Genomic DNA, 14,628 nt, shown 5'->3' with positions numbered 1-14,628 from the left:
CCGCTTCATCGCCTGAAGGCGCGCTAAACTAAACGCCTGCCAAGCTTATTCAACCATTCTCCGCTGCGCCGGCCAAATCGGCGGCGTCAGCGCGAAATCCTCTGAGACGGGCGACATCCGCTTTCATCCGCCCCGCCAGGCCGCCATCGGCCAGGCAAAGATGAACCGCGCTGTCCCGCCCGATCGTCCGGCCCAGCTCCGCCGCGGTGAACAGCGAAACCATTTCCGGCTCGCCCCACGCGGCCCGATGAAGCGCGACCAGCTTGCCGCGCCCGTCATCCGCGCCGTCCGACGCCTCGATCATGAGGGCCGGCCGCCGGGCCTTGATCTCCGCGCGCACCTGATCGAACCCGGAGGTCAGATCGCCCGCGCGCCTTGCCAGAGAGATAAGCGACAAAACCGAACGCGCAAGCGCGGTTTCGATTTCCGCCGCCAGATCCGGCCCCGGATCCACCGCCTGACCGGCCGAACGCGCAAACGCCTTTTTCTTCAGCGCCTTGGCGATCGCGGCCCGGTCCGCCGCCACCCAGACGCCGCGCCCGGGCAATTTTGCCGCAAGGTCCGGGACCAGACGCCCTTCCGGCGAAATGGCCAGCCGGACGAGGTCCGTCTCCGGACGGACCTCGCCGCTGGCCGTATCGCGGCGTTCGCGGAGCTTCGTCTTACTCAGACGGCGTCCCCTCTTCATTCGCGGCCTCTGGAAGTTCCTCTTCCTCGGCCTCTTCCTCTTCGGCGACGCCGACCGCTTCCTTGTAGTCGTCCTCGGTGATCCAGCCGGCGTCCAGACGCGCCCGCATGATCAGCTCTTCGGCGTCCTCGGCCGACAGACGATACTCGTCCAGCAGGCCCGGATGGCGAACGCGTTCGCCGTCCTGGCTCTCATACCAGCCGCGCAGATCGTCCGGCGTCAGGCCGGCAAAGTCCTCGACGCTCTTCACGTCGTCGCCGGCCAGCTTGATCGAGGTTTTCAGCGTGTCGATGGATTCGCCGCCCAGGAAGGCGATCAGATTGTCCTGAACGCCCAGTTCCTGACGCTTGGAATCCAGGTCACTGGTCAGGCGCTGCAGATGTTCGCGGGCGCGATCCTGAAGCTCCTGCGCGGTTTCCTCGTCGAAGCCCTCGATATGCTCGATCTCGCCAAGCTCGACAAAGGCCACTTCCTCGACCGACTCGAAACCTTCGGAGACCAGAAGCTGGGCGATGACTTCGTCGACGTCCAGCGCCTCCTGGAACAGCTCCGTGCGCTCGGTGAACTCCTTGTTCCGGCGCTCGGACTCTTCTTCCTCGGTCAGGATGTCGATGGACCAGCCGGTGAGCTGCGAGGCCAGACGCACATTCTGGCCGCGGCGGCCGATGGCCAGGCTAAGCTGCTCTTCCGGCACAACGACCTCGACGCGGTTATCCTCTTCGTCGAGGACCACCTTGGCCACTTCGGCGGGCTGCAGGGCGTTGACGATGAAGGTGGCCGCATCGGGCGACCACGGGATGATGTCGATCTTCTCGCCCGCCAGCTCGTTCACCACCGCCTGCACGCGGGAGCCGCGCATGCCGACGCAGGCGCCGACCGGGTCGATGGAGGAGTCATTGGTCAGAACCGCGATCTTGGCGCGGGAGCCGGGGTCGCGGGCGACCGCCGGAATCTCGATCACGCCTTCATAGACTTCCGGCACTTCCTGCGCGAACAGGGCGGCCATGAAGTCCGGATGGGCGCGGGACAGGAAAATCTGCGGGCCGCGCGTCTCGCGGCGGACATCGTAGATATAGGCGCGCACGCGCTCATTCACCTGCAGGTTTTCGCGCGGCAGCCCGTCATTGCGGCGGACAATCGCCTCGGCGCGGCCCAGGTCGATAATCACATTCCCGTATTCCACGCGCTTGACGATGCCGTTGACGATCTCGCCGACGCGATCCTTGTATTCCTCGAACTGGCGCTCGCGCTCGGCTTCGCGCAGGCGCTGCATGACCACCTGCTTGCCGGTCTGCGACATGACCCGGCCGAAATCGAACATCGGCAGGTCTTCCTCGAAATAGGCGCCGACATCGGCGGTCTTGTCGCGTTTCTTGGCGTCGGTCAGCGGGATCTGGGCGGATTCGTTCTCCACCTCGCCGTCCTCGACCACCGTGATGCGGTGTTTCAGAGAAATATCGCCGGAGACCGGGTTGATCTTGGCGCGGATGTCCAGCTCCGCCCCGTAACGCGAACGGGCGGCCTTCTGGATCGCTTCCTCGATCGCTTCGAGGACCAGCCCCTCATCGATCGTTTTTTCCGCCGCGACCGCCTTGGCGATCTGCAGCAGCTCCAGCCGGTTGGCGCTGACGCCTGACGTGGTCATTGCCCGGTATCTCCCTGATTGTCGCCCGCGTCCTCCGTCTTGGAGCGGCGCAGGCTTTCCTTGATCAAATCCTCGCTCATCATGAGCTTGGCGTCCTCAATCCAGTCGAAGGGGATGAGGGCGGTTTCGTCCTCGCCTTCGATATCCAGAAGCACGTTTCCATCCTCGACGCCGGCCAGCACGCCGCGGAAGCGGCGCTGGCCCTCGACCAGCCGGTCGAGCTGGATCTTCGCGTCATAGCCTTCCCAGCGCTCAAAGTGCCGGACCTCCGTCAGAGGCCGGTCGATGCCGGGGGAGGAAACCTCCAGCGACCATTCGCCGGAAAACGGGTCTTCGACGTCGAACACCGCCGACAGGGCGCGCGAAAGATCCGTGCAGGCCTCGACATTCATCGTGCCGTCGGGGCGTTCGGCCATCAGTTGCAGCGTCTTGGCGTTGGAGCCCTGGATGCGCACGCGCACCACTTCCAGACCCAGATCGGCCGCGACCGGGTCGGCGATTTCCAGAAGACGCTTTTCCTGTGGGGTTCTGGCCCGCAAGGTTTTGCTCCCTCGAAAGCAACAAAAAAGCGGCCCCGGTTCCCCGAGCGCCGCTCGAGCGTTCATCGACGCTCAAGTGCCAATTACAAGAACAGCTATATACGCGCCTCGTCATCCTCCCGCAAGCCGTCCGGCTGCGGCGCGGCGCCGTCCGCCCGCGCGGCGCCGGCGCGGATATTCATGCGGCGGATCGCGGCGCGCAGGGCATCCCCGGCGCGGACGCCATGGCCGTTCGCCTCGCGCTGCAGCTGGTCGATGGCGTTATCCACGGCGCGCTTCATGGAGGCCGCCGTGCCACCCTTCTCGTACTCGCGGACGATCACCCCCTCCAGCCGCGCCACGATGGCGTCGACCGAATATTCCTTGCGCAGCGTTTCATCGTCCGGATCGGTCTCGCAAACCGCGCCATAGACATTGATGATCTCTTCGCTCTGACGGCCCCAGTTCAGCACCTTGTAGAAGCGCTGCCCCTCCGTCTCGCCCTTGAAGACAATGTCCAGCCCGGCGGCCACGAGGGAGGCCGGCATCAGGACGAGGTCGCGCATGTTATCCAGCGCCATCTTGCCCTGGAACACCGCCACGTCGCGCAGGAAGCTCCAGCGCGTATCGGCGTTGGACGGGGCCGCGTCATCGCGCGGCGCGTCCTCCGGATTGGCGGTTTCATGTTCCACGCGCACAAAATAGGCGCGGCGGCGCGGCGATGGAAGGGCGTCAGTCGGTTCGGCGGAAATCGAAAAAGACCGGCGCGGCGTCCCCCAGCCGCTTTTCCTCATAGCGCGTGGTGACATGATCGGCCGGCGCGTCGCGCCAGTCGGCGGCGCGTTCGGCCAGCCAGTCGAAGCGGCCGTCTTTCAGGAAACGCTCCAGCGCCCAGTCCTGATAGGAGGCGACATCGGTGGCGAAGCGCAAGCGCCCGCCGGGCTTCAGAACGCGCGCCAGCTCGGCCAAGAAGCCCTCGCTGACGATGCGGCGCTTCCAGTGGCGTTTCTTGGGCCAGGGGTCCGGGAACAGGATCAGGACGCGGTCCAGCGCGGCGTCCGACATGCGCTCGACCAGATCGCGGGCGTCGCCGCGATGCAGGCGGACATTCTTCAGATCGTGGTCCTCGACCCCGGCCAGCGCCTTGGCGACGCCGTCCAGGAACGGCTCAACGCCCAGAATGCCCGTATCGGGCCGCCGCCGCGCCTGTTCGATCAGGTGCTCGGCCCCGCCGAACCCGATTTCCAGCCACGCCTCGCCGGCATCCGGAAACATCCCGCGCGGATCGAACGCGCCCCCGGGCGGCTCCAGCGCGGGCAGCAGATCATCGATCAGCCTCTGGCGGCGGGCGCTGAGCGGCTTGCCCTGCGCGCGGCCATAGAGGCGGCGGTTTTTCGGATGGGGAGAGTCATCGGTCACGGCGGGAAGAGGCTTTAGACAACGAAAAAGGGCGGCGCAAATGCGCGCCGCCCTTCCCGATACGGTTTTTGCAGCGAACCCTTACGCGGCGAGATCTTTCAGATCGTCCACCAGGTCCGTCTTCTCCCAGGAGAAGCCGCCATCGCTGTCCGGCGTGCGGCCGAAATGGCCGTAGGCCGCGGAGCGGGCATAGATCGGACGCTGCAGTTGCAGGTGCTTGCGGATGCCGCCCGGCGACAGGTTCATCACCTCGTTCAGGCGCTTGGCCAGCTTGTCCTCGTCGCAGCGGCCGGTGCCGTGCAGGTCGATGAAGATGGACAGCGGCTTGGACACGCCGATCGCGTAGGCGACCTGAAGCGTGCATTTATCCGCCAGACCCGCCGCGACGACGTTCTTGGCCAGATAGCGCGTGGCGTAGGCCGCCGAACGGTCCACCTTGGACGGATCCTTGCCGGAGAACGCGCCGCCGCCATGCGGGGCCGCGCCGCCATAGGTGTCCACGATGATCTTGCGGCCCGTCAGGCCGGCGTCGCCGTCCGGTCCGCCGATCACGAACTTGCCGGTCGGGTTCACGTACAGCTCTTCATCCGGGCACATCCAGCCATCGGGCAGGACCTGCTCGATATAGGGCTTCACGATTTCGCGGACCGCATCCTGGTCGAGGTCTTCGGTGTGCTGGGTGGACAGCACGATGGAGGTCGTGCGCTGCGGCTTGCCGTCGCCGTTATAGGCCAGCGAAACCTGGCTCTTCATGTCCGGCAGCAGCTTGGGCTCCTTGCCCGATTTGCGCGCGTCGGCCAGCACTTTCAGGATATTGTGCGAGAACTGGATCGGGGCCGGCATCAGCTCTTCGGTCTCGTTGCAGGCGAAACCGAACATGATGCCCTGGTCGCCCGCGCCCAGCTCCTTGTCGCCGGACTCGTCAACGCCCTGTGCGATCTCGGCGGACTGTTCGTGCAGGTAATTCGAGAATTCGGCGGTCTTCCAGTGGAAGCCGTCCTGTTCGTAACCGATGTCCTTCACGGCGGCGCGTACGGCGTCTTCCAGCTGGTTGTCGGAAAACACCGGGCCGCGCGTTTCGCCGGCCAGGACGATGCGGTTGGTGGTGGTCAGGCACTCACAGGCGACACGGCAATTGGGATCTTCGGCCAGGAACATGTCCACGACCGTGTCCGAAATGCGGTCGCACACCTTGTCAGGGTGCCCTTCGGATACGCTCTCACTCGTAAAAAGATAGGCGGATCGGCTCATTGCGGCGGAACTCCGTCTGCGGGTGATATAAAGGAATCTTTATATGATGCAGCTGGAAGTAAGCCGATAAGGGGGCTGTTTTCAAGGCGCGCCCTGAATCTTTCCGTTAAATTGCGCGAATTTCCGCCGGATCAGGCGTCGCCGGACTCGTCGTCCTCGTCGCTCAGCGCGCGGATCAGCTCGATCACGCGGCGGCGCACCTTGGGATCCTGGATTTTGGAAAAGGCGCTGGCCAGCGCCACGCCATCGGTGGACTGGATGAAGTCGTACATCAGCGGCTGCTGTTCGCCTTCCGCCATGCCCGTCACGGCGTCCGGCGCTTCCAGCCCTTCAAAGAAGAAACCGACCGGAACTTCCAGCACGTGCGAGACGGCATAGAGCCGTGAGGCGCCGATCCGGTTGACCCCGCGCTCGTATTTCTGAACTTGCTGAAAAGTAACGCCGAGAGCTTCGCCCAGCGATTCCTGACTCATGTTCATGATCTTGCGGCGAAGGCGCACGCGAGAACCGACATGCTTGTCTACCGGGTTGGGCCCCTTGGTTTTGGTCACGGGCGGCGAAGTCCTTTTAGTATGAAGTTTTTTTGTTATCGACGCGGGTTTTCGCTGGCGTCAAGCCGCTTCGCGCCAAAAGCGCAAGCGCCCCAAGCGCAACTAGGACAAGGGCCAGAACACCCAAAAAACCAAAGCGGGAGTATAATGTAGCATAACCAGGGTCCGGAATCTGGATATCGAGGTAATCGGAAGAATATGGAGGCATTGCGGCAACCTGCCGGCCCCGCGCATCGATCGCTCCCGATACGCCGCCCGACGCCGCCCGGATCACCGGCAAGCCCTCCTCGATCGCGCGGAAGCGCGCCTGGGCCAGATGTTGCCAGGGTCCGGGCGTGGGGCCGAACCATGCGTCGTTGGAGACATTCAGGATCCATGAGGGCCTGTTTTCGCCGTCCGGCGTGAAGCCCGGGAAGATGATCTCGTAACAGATCAGCGGCGCGAACGGCGGCACGCCGGCGACGTCCAGCGTCACCGGGCCGGGGCCGGGCGTCATGCCGCTGGCGATGGCCGAGGGCAGACGGAATCCCAGCCGGTTCAACACCGCCGCCCCGGGCGTGAATTCCCCGAACGGCACCAGAAGGCGCTTGTCGTACAGCGCCGCGAGCTGCGCCTGATCGCCCGAAAAACCCAGTACGGCGAAGGAGTTATAATATTCCGTTCCGCCGTCGGGCGTGGGGGAGCGGCGATACAGGCCCGTGCCCAGCCATGTCTCCCCGCCCAGCGCCCCGCCGAGCTGCGCCAGCGCGGCGCCGTCTTCCAGAAGCGGCAGGGGGAGCGCCGCCTCCGGCCAGATCACCATGTCGACAGAATCCAGATCGCCGGCGCCGGAAAGCGCCGCATACCGGTCGATCACCGCCTGCCGTCCCGCCGGGTCCCACTTGTCGCGCTGGCCGAAACCGGCCTCCACCACGCGCACGGTAACGGTTTGCGCGTCATCAGAGACCGGCCGCGCCAGACGGCCCAGCCCCATCCCGAACAGGATCGCGAACACCGCGAAACTGACCGCCAGAGGCGCGGAGCGAAGCCGGGGCGAGGCGTCCGGACCGGCCATCGCCGCGGGCGCGGCGAACCCGGTCAGGGTCAGGAAGCTGAGACCATAGACGCCGAACCAAGCCGCGCTCTGGGAGACCGGCCCGCCCGCCGGCCAGATCAGGCCGGGCAGATTCCAGGGGAAACCGCTGAACAGGTGGCCGCGGGCATATTCCGCGGCAAAGATCGCCAGGCCGAACACCAGGATGCGCCGCACATCCCGCGTCCAGAATCGCATGGCCAGCGCCCCGGCCAGCGCCCAGAACAGGGCCAGACCGGCCGGCAGAAGCGTGATCGCGAAGGGGATCATCGGGGCGAATTCGGGGCCGCGATTGATGAAGGCGTAAGCGACCCAGTAGAGGCCGAAGAAGAAATAACCGAAGGCGAACGCCCAGGCGCGCCATGCGGCGGAGCGGTATTTGCGTTCGCTCTCGAACGCGCCGTCCAGCAGCCAGACAAGGGCGGTCAGGGTGAAGATCATCATCGGCCAGAGGCCGAACGGCGCATGCGCCATGACCGAGACAGAGCCCAGCAGGAAAGCCAGACCGCCGGAGCGAAGAATGCCCGGCGTCATCAGGAAAGCGCGGAACCGCGACAGGGGCGCGGCCTGCGTCATTTCCCGCCCATCTCCGTTTCAGCGGGCGATACGTCCCGCGCGAGCAGGCGGTTGACGCGGCGCGGGTCCGCCTCGACCACCTCGAACTCGATGCCGGAGGGATGTTTCACCACCTCCCCGCGCTCGGGCACGCGGCCGGCGATGGTGAAGACCAGTCCGCCGAGCGTATCGACGTCCTCTTCCTCCTCATCGGTGGCGACCTCGCGGCCGATCAGCGCCTCGAAATCCTCGATGGAGGCGCGGGCGTCGGCCTCCCATATATTGGGGCCGCGGGCGCGCAGCTTGGGCGCGGCGGTCTCGTCGTGCTCATCCTCGATATCGCCGACGATCTGCTCGACCAGGTCCTCAAGCGTCAGCAGCCCGTCCGTGCCGCCATATTCATCGACCACCAGCGCCATGTGGATGCGCCGCGTCTGCATGCGCAGCAACAGGTCCACGGCCTTCATGGAGGGCGGCACGAACAATACGTTGCGCACCACGCCTTCCAGCGCCCGGCGGGAGAACAGGTCCGGCGGCAGGCCGCGCCCCTCGTCCGGGGCCAGCATGCCGATCACGTCCTTGATATGGACCATGCCCAGCGGGTCATCCAGCGTCTCGCGATAGACCGGCAAACGGGAATGGGAGGCCTCTGCGAACGCGCGCGCGGCCTCGCCCAGCGGCGTAGCGACATCAATCGCCACGATGTCGGCGCGCGGCACCATCACATCCTCGATGCGCAGCCCTTCGAACGCGGCCATCTTGTCCAGCATTTCCGCCGGCTCCAGGCGCGGCGCGTCATCGGTGGATTCCGCATCGGGCGGGGTGCGCCCGCCAAACAGGGAGGACAGGCGCGATAATATGTCGTCGCGGGAATCAGAGGGCATGGGCGGCCTCGCTGGCGTAAGGATCGTCAACGCCGAGCGTGGCGAGGATTTGCGTCTCCAGCGCCTCCATCGCCCCGGCCTCGTCATCGGTTTCATGGTCGAAGCCATGCAGATGCAGCAGGCCGTGCACGATCATGTGCAGCGCGTGGTCGCGGAACGTCTTGCCCTGTTCCGCCGCCTCGCGCGCCAGCGTGTCGCGCGAAACCGCGATATCGCCCAGCATCGGGCCCGGCGGGGCGGGGAAAGAGAGCACATTGGTTGGCTTGTCCTTGCCGCGCCATTGCGCGTTCAGCGCCTGCAGCGCCGCGTCATCGTCCAGAAGCAGGGCGATTTCGCCGCGGCGTTCGGGCTTCAGGGCGTCATTGACGGCGGACAGGGTCTTTTCGGCCAGGGACGGCCAGTCTTCCTCGTCCGCGTCCCATCGCGGGTCGCGGCTTAAAGTCTCTATGCTGTCGGGACTGGGGACATCGTTCATGAAGAGTCGCGCGCCTCGTTCTGGCGCGCCAGATCGGCCTCGTAGGCCTCCACGATCTCCGCGACGATGGGATGGCGCACCACGTCGCCCTTTTCAAAGCGCGTCACCTTCATGGTGCTGACATTGTGGAGAATATCGATGGCGTGCGCCAGCCCGCTGCGTTCGCGCGGCGGCAGGTCCACCTGTGACGGATCGCCGGTCACCACCATGCGCGCGCCCTCGCCGATGCGGGTCAGCACCATTTTCATCTGCGCGACGGTGGCGTTCTGTGCCTCGTCCACGATGACAAAGGCGTTGGAAAGGGTGCGCCCGCGCATGAAGGCCAGCGGCGCGACCTCGATCTCTCCCGCCGCGCGGCGCTTGTCCAGCGCCTCCCGGCCCAGCAGGTCCTGCAGCGCGTCCCAGATCGGCTGCAGATAGGGGTCCACCTTTTCCGCCAGATCGCCCGGCAGGAAGCCGAGGCGTTCGCCCGCCTCAACGGCAGGGCGGGTGACCACCAGACGCTTGACGCGCCCGGCCATCAGCTCCCCCGCGCCATAGGCGACGGCGAGAAAGGTCTTGCCGGTGCCGGCCGGACCGACGCCGAAATTCAGGTCATATTTGGCCAGCGCGTCGATATAGCCGGCCTGATTGGGCGTGCGGGGCGAGATCACCGTGCGGCGGCCCACACGGATCACGCCCTCGGTCGTCAGGCCCGGCTCTCCGTCATGGCGGGCGAAGCGGATCGCGGCCTTCACGTCCGGTTCGCCATCGAAATGGCCCGAAGAAATGCGGCCGTGCAGGTCCAGAATGGCGCGCTTGGCGGCTTCGCGCTCATCGGTGCCGCCGGTGATGGTCACCGCGCCGCCCGGGGCGGCCATCAGCACGTCGAAGGCGTCCTCGATCAGGGCCAGCCAGCGGTCATTGGGGCCCGAGAGCTGCTTGGCCAGCGCGCTGTCTTCAAAATGGATGGTTTCGGTGGCTTCCCGGCGGCGCTTGCCGCGGGCCTCGCCCTTGCGCGGCTGGGTCACGCGGCGGCCGCTCCTTCCCGGACGAGCGCGCCGGCGAGGCTGTTGCGAGAGGAGGATTCAATGCGCACCGGCGCGATCTGTCCGATCAGGTCTTGCGATCCCTGGACGTGCACGGCCTGCAGATAGGGCGAGCGGCCCTGAAGCTGGCCTTCATTGCGGCCCGGCTTTTCAAACAGGACCGGCAGTTCGCGGCCGACGCAGGACGCGTTGAAATCCACCTGCTGGCTTTCCAGCAGCGCCTGCAGGCGCGCCAGACGGTCCGATTTCTCGTCCTCGGCCACCTGTTTCATCATCGACGCGCCGGGCGTGCCGGGGCGGCGGGAATATTTGAAGCTGAAACACTGCGCGTAATTCACCTCGCGCACCGCCTCCATCGTCATCTCGAAATCCTCCGCGCTCTCACCCGGGAAACCGACAATGAAGTCCGAGGACATGGCGATATCGGGGCGCGCGGCGCGGATTTTCTCGATCAGCGTCAGATAGGATTCCAGCGTGTGACCGCGATTCATCGCCTTGAGGATCTTGTCCGACCCGGCCTGCAGCGGCAGGTGCAGGTAGGGCATCAGCTTTTCTTCCTCGGCGTGGGCGTGGATCAGCGCGTCGTCCATGTCGCGGGGATGGCTGGTCGTGTAGCGGATCCGCTCGATCCCGCCGATCTTCGCGATATGCCGCGCCAGCTGGCCAAGGCCCCAGTCGCCGTCTTCCTCGCGGCCCGCCGGGGGCTCGCCATGATAGGCGTTGACGTTCTGGCCCAGCAGGGTGACTTCGCGCACGCCCCGGGCCGCCAGCTCCCGCGCCTCGGCGGCGATCTGGTCCACGGGCCGGGAATATTCACCGCCGCGCGTATAGGGCACCACGCAGAAGGTGCAGAACTTGTCGCAACCCTCCTGAATGGTCAGGAAGGCGGACGGGCCGTTGACGCTGCGCGCTTTGGGCAGGGCGTCGAATTTTTCCTCGACCGCGAAATCGGCGGCCAGCGCCTCGCCCGACTTGCGGTGCAGTTTCGCGATCATTTCGGGCAGCTGGTGATAGGTCTGCGGGCCCATGACCATGTCGACCATCGGCGCGCGGCGTTTCATCTCCGCGCCCTCGGCCTGCGCCACGCAGCCCGCCACGGCGACCAGCATTTCCCCGCCGCCGGAGGCCTTCGCCTCTTTCAACGGGCGCAGGCGCCCCAGCTCCGAATAGACCTTCTCGGCCGCCTTCTCGCGGATATGGCAGGTATTGAGGACGACAAGGTCGGCCCCGTCCGGCGTGTCGGTCGTCTCATAGCCAAGCGGCGCCAGCACGTCGCTGATTCGCTCGGAATCATAGACGTTCATCTGGCAGCCATAGGTCTTGATATGGACGCGCTTGTTCTCGGCCATCACTCTTCACGCCGCGCACGTTTCAGGGGCGCGGCTTTTTCCGCTTAAATCAAGGCAAGGACTTATGGGGAAGGCAAGGCGCGCACGCAAGAAGCGGCGCTGAATCGGCGCGGGCCTACTCGCCGTCCTTCAGCTTAACGCCGTACAGCTCCAGCCGGTGGTCGACCAGGCGATAGCCCAGCTTGCGCGCCACCTCTTTCTGGAGTTTTTCGATCTCCTCGTTCATGAACTCCACGACCTCGCCCGACTTCACGTCGATCAGGTGGTCGTGGTGGTCCTCCGGCGCTTCCTCGAAGCGGGAACGGCCGTCGCGGAAATCATGGCGTTCGATGATGCCCGCTTCCTCGAACAGGCGCACGGTGCGGTAGACCGTGGCGAGCGAGATATTCGGATCAATCTCGCTGGCCCTCTCATAGAGGGTTTCGGCGTCCGGGTGATCGTCGGCGACAGACAGCACGCGCGCGATGACGCGGCGCTGTTCGGTCATCCGCAGACCCTTTTCGACACAGAGATTTTCGATGCGGGTATCGGTCATATCGCGCCTCTTATAATCGCGCCGGCGCGCGAAGGTCTAGCGCAGTTGCTTATCGAGTATCAGCGCATCCGCCCCGTCGGCGTAATAAGCCTTGCGCCGGGCCGCCTCGCCATAGCCCGCCGCCGCATAGAGCGCGCGCGCCGCGGCGTTGGTTTCGGAAACGTCCAGCACCATGCGCGCCGAGCCGGCGGCGGCGCATTGCGTCTCCAGCGCCGCCAGCAGCGTCCGGCCCAGCCCGGCGCGGCGGCGGTCCGGGTCGACGGCCAGGCTGAGGATTTCCGACTCGCCCGCCACCACGCAGCCCAGCGCGAAACCACCGCCGCCAGCGTCGATCACGCCGGTTGCGCCCTTGCCAGAGAGCAGCGTGCGCATCTCCCCGGCGCTCCAGCCGCGCGGTAAGCTTTTCTCATGGATGGCGGCCATGGCTTCGGCGTCTCCCGGCCCGGCCGGGCGGATGCTCATAGCGGGGTGATCCCGCCGGGCAGCTTGGCGTCGGGCGGGCGCTGATAGATGGGCGATGGCGGGGCAAGGTCCTGAGCCTCGGCGGCCAGGCGCGCCGCCTGCTCGGGGTCCGGCGGCTCGGTCGCCGCCGCCTCAAGGCCGCCGCCAAGCGCCGCAGCCAGCTTCATCGCGCCGCTGCCCGCGAGGATGAAATCATCCATGCCGCGCGCCTGCCCGGCGACGGCTTCGACCGGGTCCAGACGCATTTCGCCTTTCGCCTCGCCGCGCTCATAAATCTGCCATGCCAGTTCGTCGCGGCGGGCGTCATGGGCGGCCAGAACGGTTTTCCCGCGCGCCGGGTCGGCGCTGCGCGCAGCGCAGGCCAGCGCGCTGACCCCGACCGCCGGAATGTCCAGCGTCAGGGCGAGACCGCGCGCAAACGCGACGCCGACGCGCACGCCGGTGAAGCTGCCCGGCCCGGCCACCACGCCGATGCGGTCCAGCCGCCCGGCCGTGACGCCGGTCTCTTCCATAAGCTCCCGCACCAGCGGCGCCAGACGCTCCGCATGGCCGCGGCCGATCTCCTCCACCCGCGCGCCGATCAGCCCGTCCCGGTCGATCAGCGCGGCGGAGCAGTTCGCCGCCGACGTATCAAGGCCGAGGACGATCAGAGGATCTTGCCCGCTTCTTCAAAGCTGAAGCGCGGCGAGCGTTCGAACAGCTTGGTGTCGTCGCCATAGCCCAGATTGCAGATGAAATTGACGCGCCAGTCCTTCATTTCCGGATCGTTCGCGAAGAACTCCTTGTTCACCGCGTCCTTGTCGAAGCCCGACATCGGGCCGCAGTCCAGCCCCATCATGCGCGCGGCGATGATCAGATAAGCGCCCTGCAGCGAGGAATTGCGGAAGCCGTTATCGAAGCGGGCATCCTCGTCCTCGAACCATTCTTTCGCTTCCGGATTATGCGGGAAGAGCTGGGGAATCTTCTCATGGAAGTTCCAGTCCCAGGCGACGATTACCGTCCAGGGCGCATCGACGGTCTTGTCCTGGTTGGGCTCGATCAGGTGCGGCTTCAGGCGCTCCTTTGCCTCTTTGGAGCGCAGCCACAGGAAACGCGCCGGGCACTGATTGGCGCTGGTCGGGCCCAGCTTCAGCAGGTCATAGGTCGCCCGGATCAGGGTTTCCGGCACGTCCTCGTCCAGCCAGCCATTGCGGGTGCGGGCGTCGCGGAACGTCTGGTTCAGACAGGAATCGGAAAGCGGCTTGTTCACAGGCATGGCGTCTCCTCGAGAATAATTCTTGTTCCGGACAAATGAATGTCCTAGCGCGGCGGGCGTTCACAATGAAATATGCTGCGCGTGCGAGGCGCTGAGCCGCGCGCCCTGGGCTTGAGGGCTGGATATGGCGGATACATCGCCCGAGACAAGACATGACGCCATGACGATACGCGGCGTGCGGGCGGACGACGCCCCGGCCATCGCGGAAATCTATCGCCCGATTGTCGAGACGACCGTGATCTCTTTCGAACTGGTCCCGCCCGACGCGGGCGAGATCGCCCGCCGCATAGAAGCGACGCTGGAGGCGGGATACCCCTATCTGGTCGCCGAGCGGGACGGCGCGGTGACCGGCTATGCCTATGCCGCGCGTTTCCGGGGCCGCGCGGCCTATGACGGCACGGCGGAAACCTCCATCTATGTGCGGCGGGACGTGAAGCGCGGCGGGGTGGGGCGCGCGCTGATGACGGCGCTGGAGGACCGCTTGCGAGAGGCCGGCTATCGCATGATGGTGGCGGGGATGAGCGGCGAGGACGCCGAACCTTCCGTCCGCTTCCACGCCGCGCTCGGCTTCACGCTCACGGGCGAAATCCCCGCAGCCGGCGTAAAATTCGGCGCCGAACACAAGCTGACCTTCATGTGGAAACGGCTCTAGCCTCTCCCCGATATGTCCAATTTCGTTGTCATTTCAGGCTGCTCCGGCGGCGGCAAATCAAGCTTGACCGGCGCGCTCGCCCGCAAGGGCTACGCAACCGTCTCCGAACCGGGCCGGCGGATCGTGCAGCTGGAAATGCACCAGAGCGGCAACGCCCTCCCATGGATCGATCCCGAAGGCTTCGCAGAACGCCTCGTTGAAACCTCGCTGGCCGATTACAAGGCTGCGCCGAGGGGAACGGACTGGGTTTTCTTCGATCGCGGCCTTGTCGACGCCGCCGCCTATCGCG

18 protein-coding genes are annotated in these 14,628 nt (G+C 66.0%); 2 read left to right on the top strand and 16 right to left on the bottom strand.

Annotated elements, in window-relative coordinates:
* Positions 1-49: 49 nt before the first annotated feature.
* The 16 genes from L338_RS03170 to L338_RS03095 all read right to left on the bottom strand — a co-directional run bounded on the left by L338_RS03170 (position 50) and on the right by L338_RS03095 (position 13,687).
* Positions 50-688 (bottom strand): RNA-binding protein, encoded by a 639-nt coding sequence (locus tag L338_RS03170; protein ID WP_022696906.1) that lies wholly within the window; start codon positions 686-688, stop codon positions 50-52.
* On the bottom strand, positions 663-2,333 hold the full coding sequence (gene nusA / locus L338_RS03165; RefSeq protein ID WP_027068241.1) for a transcription termination factor NusA: 1,671 nt from the start codon (positions 2,331-2,333) through the stop codon (positions 663-665). Before nusA ends, L338_RS03170 begins: the two co-directional genes overlap by 26 nt.
* The gene (gene rimP / locus L338_RS03160; RefSeq protein WP_022696903.1) at positions 2,330-2,872 is read right to left on the bottom strand and encodes a ribosome maturation factor RimP; all 543 of its coding nucleotides are present in this window, start codon (positions 2,870-2,872) and stop codon (positions 2,330-2,332) included. The genes nusA and rimP overlap by 4 nt, the downstream gene beginning before the upstream one ends.
* A gap of 95 nt (positions 2,873-2,967) precedes the next feature.
* Positions 2,968-3,543 (bottom strand): hypothetical protein, encoded by a 576-nt coding sequence (locus L338_RS03155; protein ID WP_152485801.1) that lies wholly within the window; start codon positions 3,541-3,543, stop codon positions 2,968-2,970.
* 40 nt (positions 3,544-3,583) lie between these two features.
* Positions 3,584-4,270: a tRNA (guanosine(46)-N7)-methyltransferase TrmB gene (trmB, locus tag L338_RS03150; protein WP_027068239.1), complete on the bottom strand. Its 687-nt coding sequence runs from the start codon at positions 4,268-4,270 to the stop codon at positions 3,584-3,586.
* An 81-nt stretch (positions 4,271-4,351) separates the two neighbouring features.
* Complete coding sequence (metK, locus tag L338_RS03145) at positions 4,352-5,521, bottom strand: methionine adenosyltransferase (protein WP_022696902.1); 1,170 nt, start codon at positions 5,519-5,521, stop codon at positions 4,352-4,354.
* A gap of 131 nt (positions 5,522-5,652) precedes the next feature.
* Entirely contained in the window at positions 5,653-6,072 is a 420-nt protein-coding gene (locus L338_RS03140; RefSeq protein ID WP_022696901.1) for a helix-turn-helix domain-containing protein, read from the bottom strand.
* Between the two features lie 16 nt (positions 6,073-6,088).
* Positions 6,089-7,720, bottom strand: coding sequence for an apolipoprotein N-acyltransferase (gene lnt / locus L338_RS03135; RefSeq protein WP_022696900.1), 1,632 nt, complete (start codon positions 7,718-7,720; stop codon positions 6,089-6,091).
* The gene (locus tag L338_RS03130) at positions 7,717-8,583 is read right to left on the bottom strand and encodes a hemolysin family protein (protein ID WP_022696899.1); all 867 of its coding nucleotides are present in this window, start codon (positions 8,581-8,583) and stop codon (positions 7,717-7,719) included. Before L338_RS03130 ends, lnt begins: the two co-directional genes overlap by 4 nt.
* Positions 8,573-9,058, bottom strand: coding sequence for an rRNA maturation RNase YbeY (gene ybeY, locus L338_RS03125; protein WP_022696898.1), 486 nt, complete (start codon positions 9,056-9,058; stop codon positions 8,573-8,575). The genes L338_RS03130 and ybeY overlap by 11 nt, the downstream gene beginning before the upstream one ends.
* Positions 9,055-10,008, bottom strand: a complete 954-nt coding sequence (locus tag L338_RS03120; protein WP_027068238.1) for a PhoH family protein — start codon at positions 10,006-10,008, stop codon at positions 9,055-9,057. The genes ybeY and L338_RS03120 overlap by 4 nt, the downstream gene beginning before the upstream one ends.
* 56 nt (positions 10,009-10,064) lie before the next feature.
* Positions 10,065-11,435: a tRNA (N6-isopentenyl adenosine(37)-C2)-methylthiotransferase MiaB gene (miaB, locus tag L338_RS03115; RefSeq protein ID WP_022696896.1), complete on the bottom strand. Its 1,371-nt coding sequence runs from the start codon at positions 11,433-11,435 to the stop codon at positions 10,065-10,067.
* A 115-nt stretch (positions 11,436-11,550) separates the two neighbouring features.
* Positions 11,551-11,970: a Fur family transcriptional regulator gene (locus L338_RS03110; RefSeq protein WP_022696895.1), complete on the bottom strand. Its 420-nt coding sequence runs from the start codon at positions 11,968-11,970 to the stop codon at positions 11,551-11,553.
* 36 nt (positions 11,971-12,006) lie between these two features.
* Positions 12,007-12,432, bottom strand: coding sequence for a GNAT family N-acetyltransferase (locus L338_RS03105; protein WP_051122695.1), 426 nt, complete (start codon positions 12,430-12,432; stop codon positions 12,007-12,009).
* Positions 12,429-13,079, bottom strand: coding sequence for a tRNA (adenosine(37)-N6)-threonylcarbamoyltransferase complex dimerization subunit type 1 TsaB (gene tsaB / locus L338_RS16265; protein ID WP_277813413.1), 651 nt, complete (start codon positions 13,077-13,079; stop codon positions 12,429-12,431). The genes L338_RS03105 and tsaB overlap by 4 nt, the downstream gene beginning before the upstream one ends.
* Positions 13,079-13,687, bottom strand: a complete 609-nt coding sequence (locus L338_RS03095) for a malonic semialdehyde reductase (RefSeq protein ID WP_022696894.1) — start codon at positions 13,685-13,687, stop codon at positions 13,079-13,081. Before L338_RS03095 ends, tsaB begins: the two co-directional genes overlap by 1 nt.
* Positions 13,688-13,811: 124 nt before the next feature.
* On the opposite strand from L338_RS03095, the gene L338_RS03090 reads away from it, so the two are divergent.
* Positions 13,812-14,339, top strand: coding sequence for a GNAT family N-acetyltransferase (locus L338_RS03090; protein ID WP_022696893.1), 528 nt, complete (start codon positions 13,812-13,814; stop codon positions 14,337-14,339).
* Positions 14,340-14,402: 63 nt separating this feature from the next.
* Positions 14,403-14,628 (top strand): AAA family ATPase (locus L338_RS03085; protein WP_206740781.1); only part of this gene is annotated, 226 nt, incomplete at its 3' end.

The organism is Euryhalocaulis caribicus (assembly GCF_000412185.1).
Lineage (GTDB): Bacteria > Pseudomonadota > Alphaproteobacteria > Caulobacterales > Maricaulaceae > Euryhalocaulis > Euryhalocaulis caribicus.
This window is presented reverse-complemented; position numbering and strand designations above follow the sequence as displayed.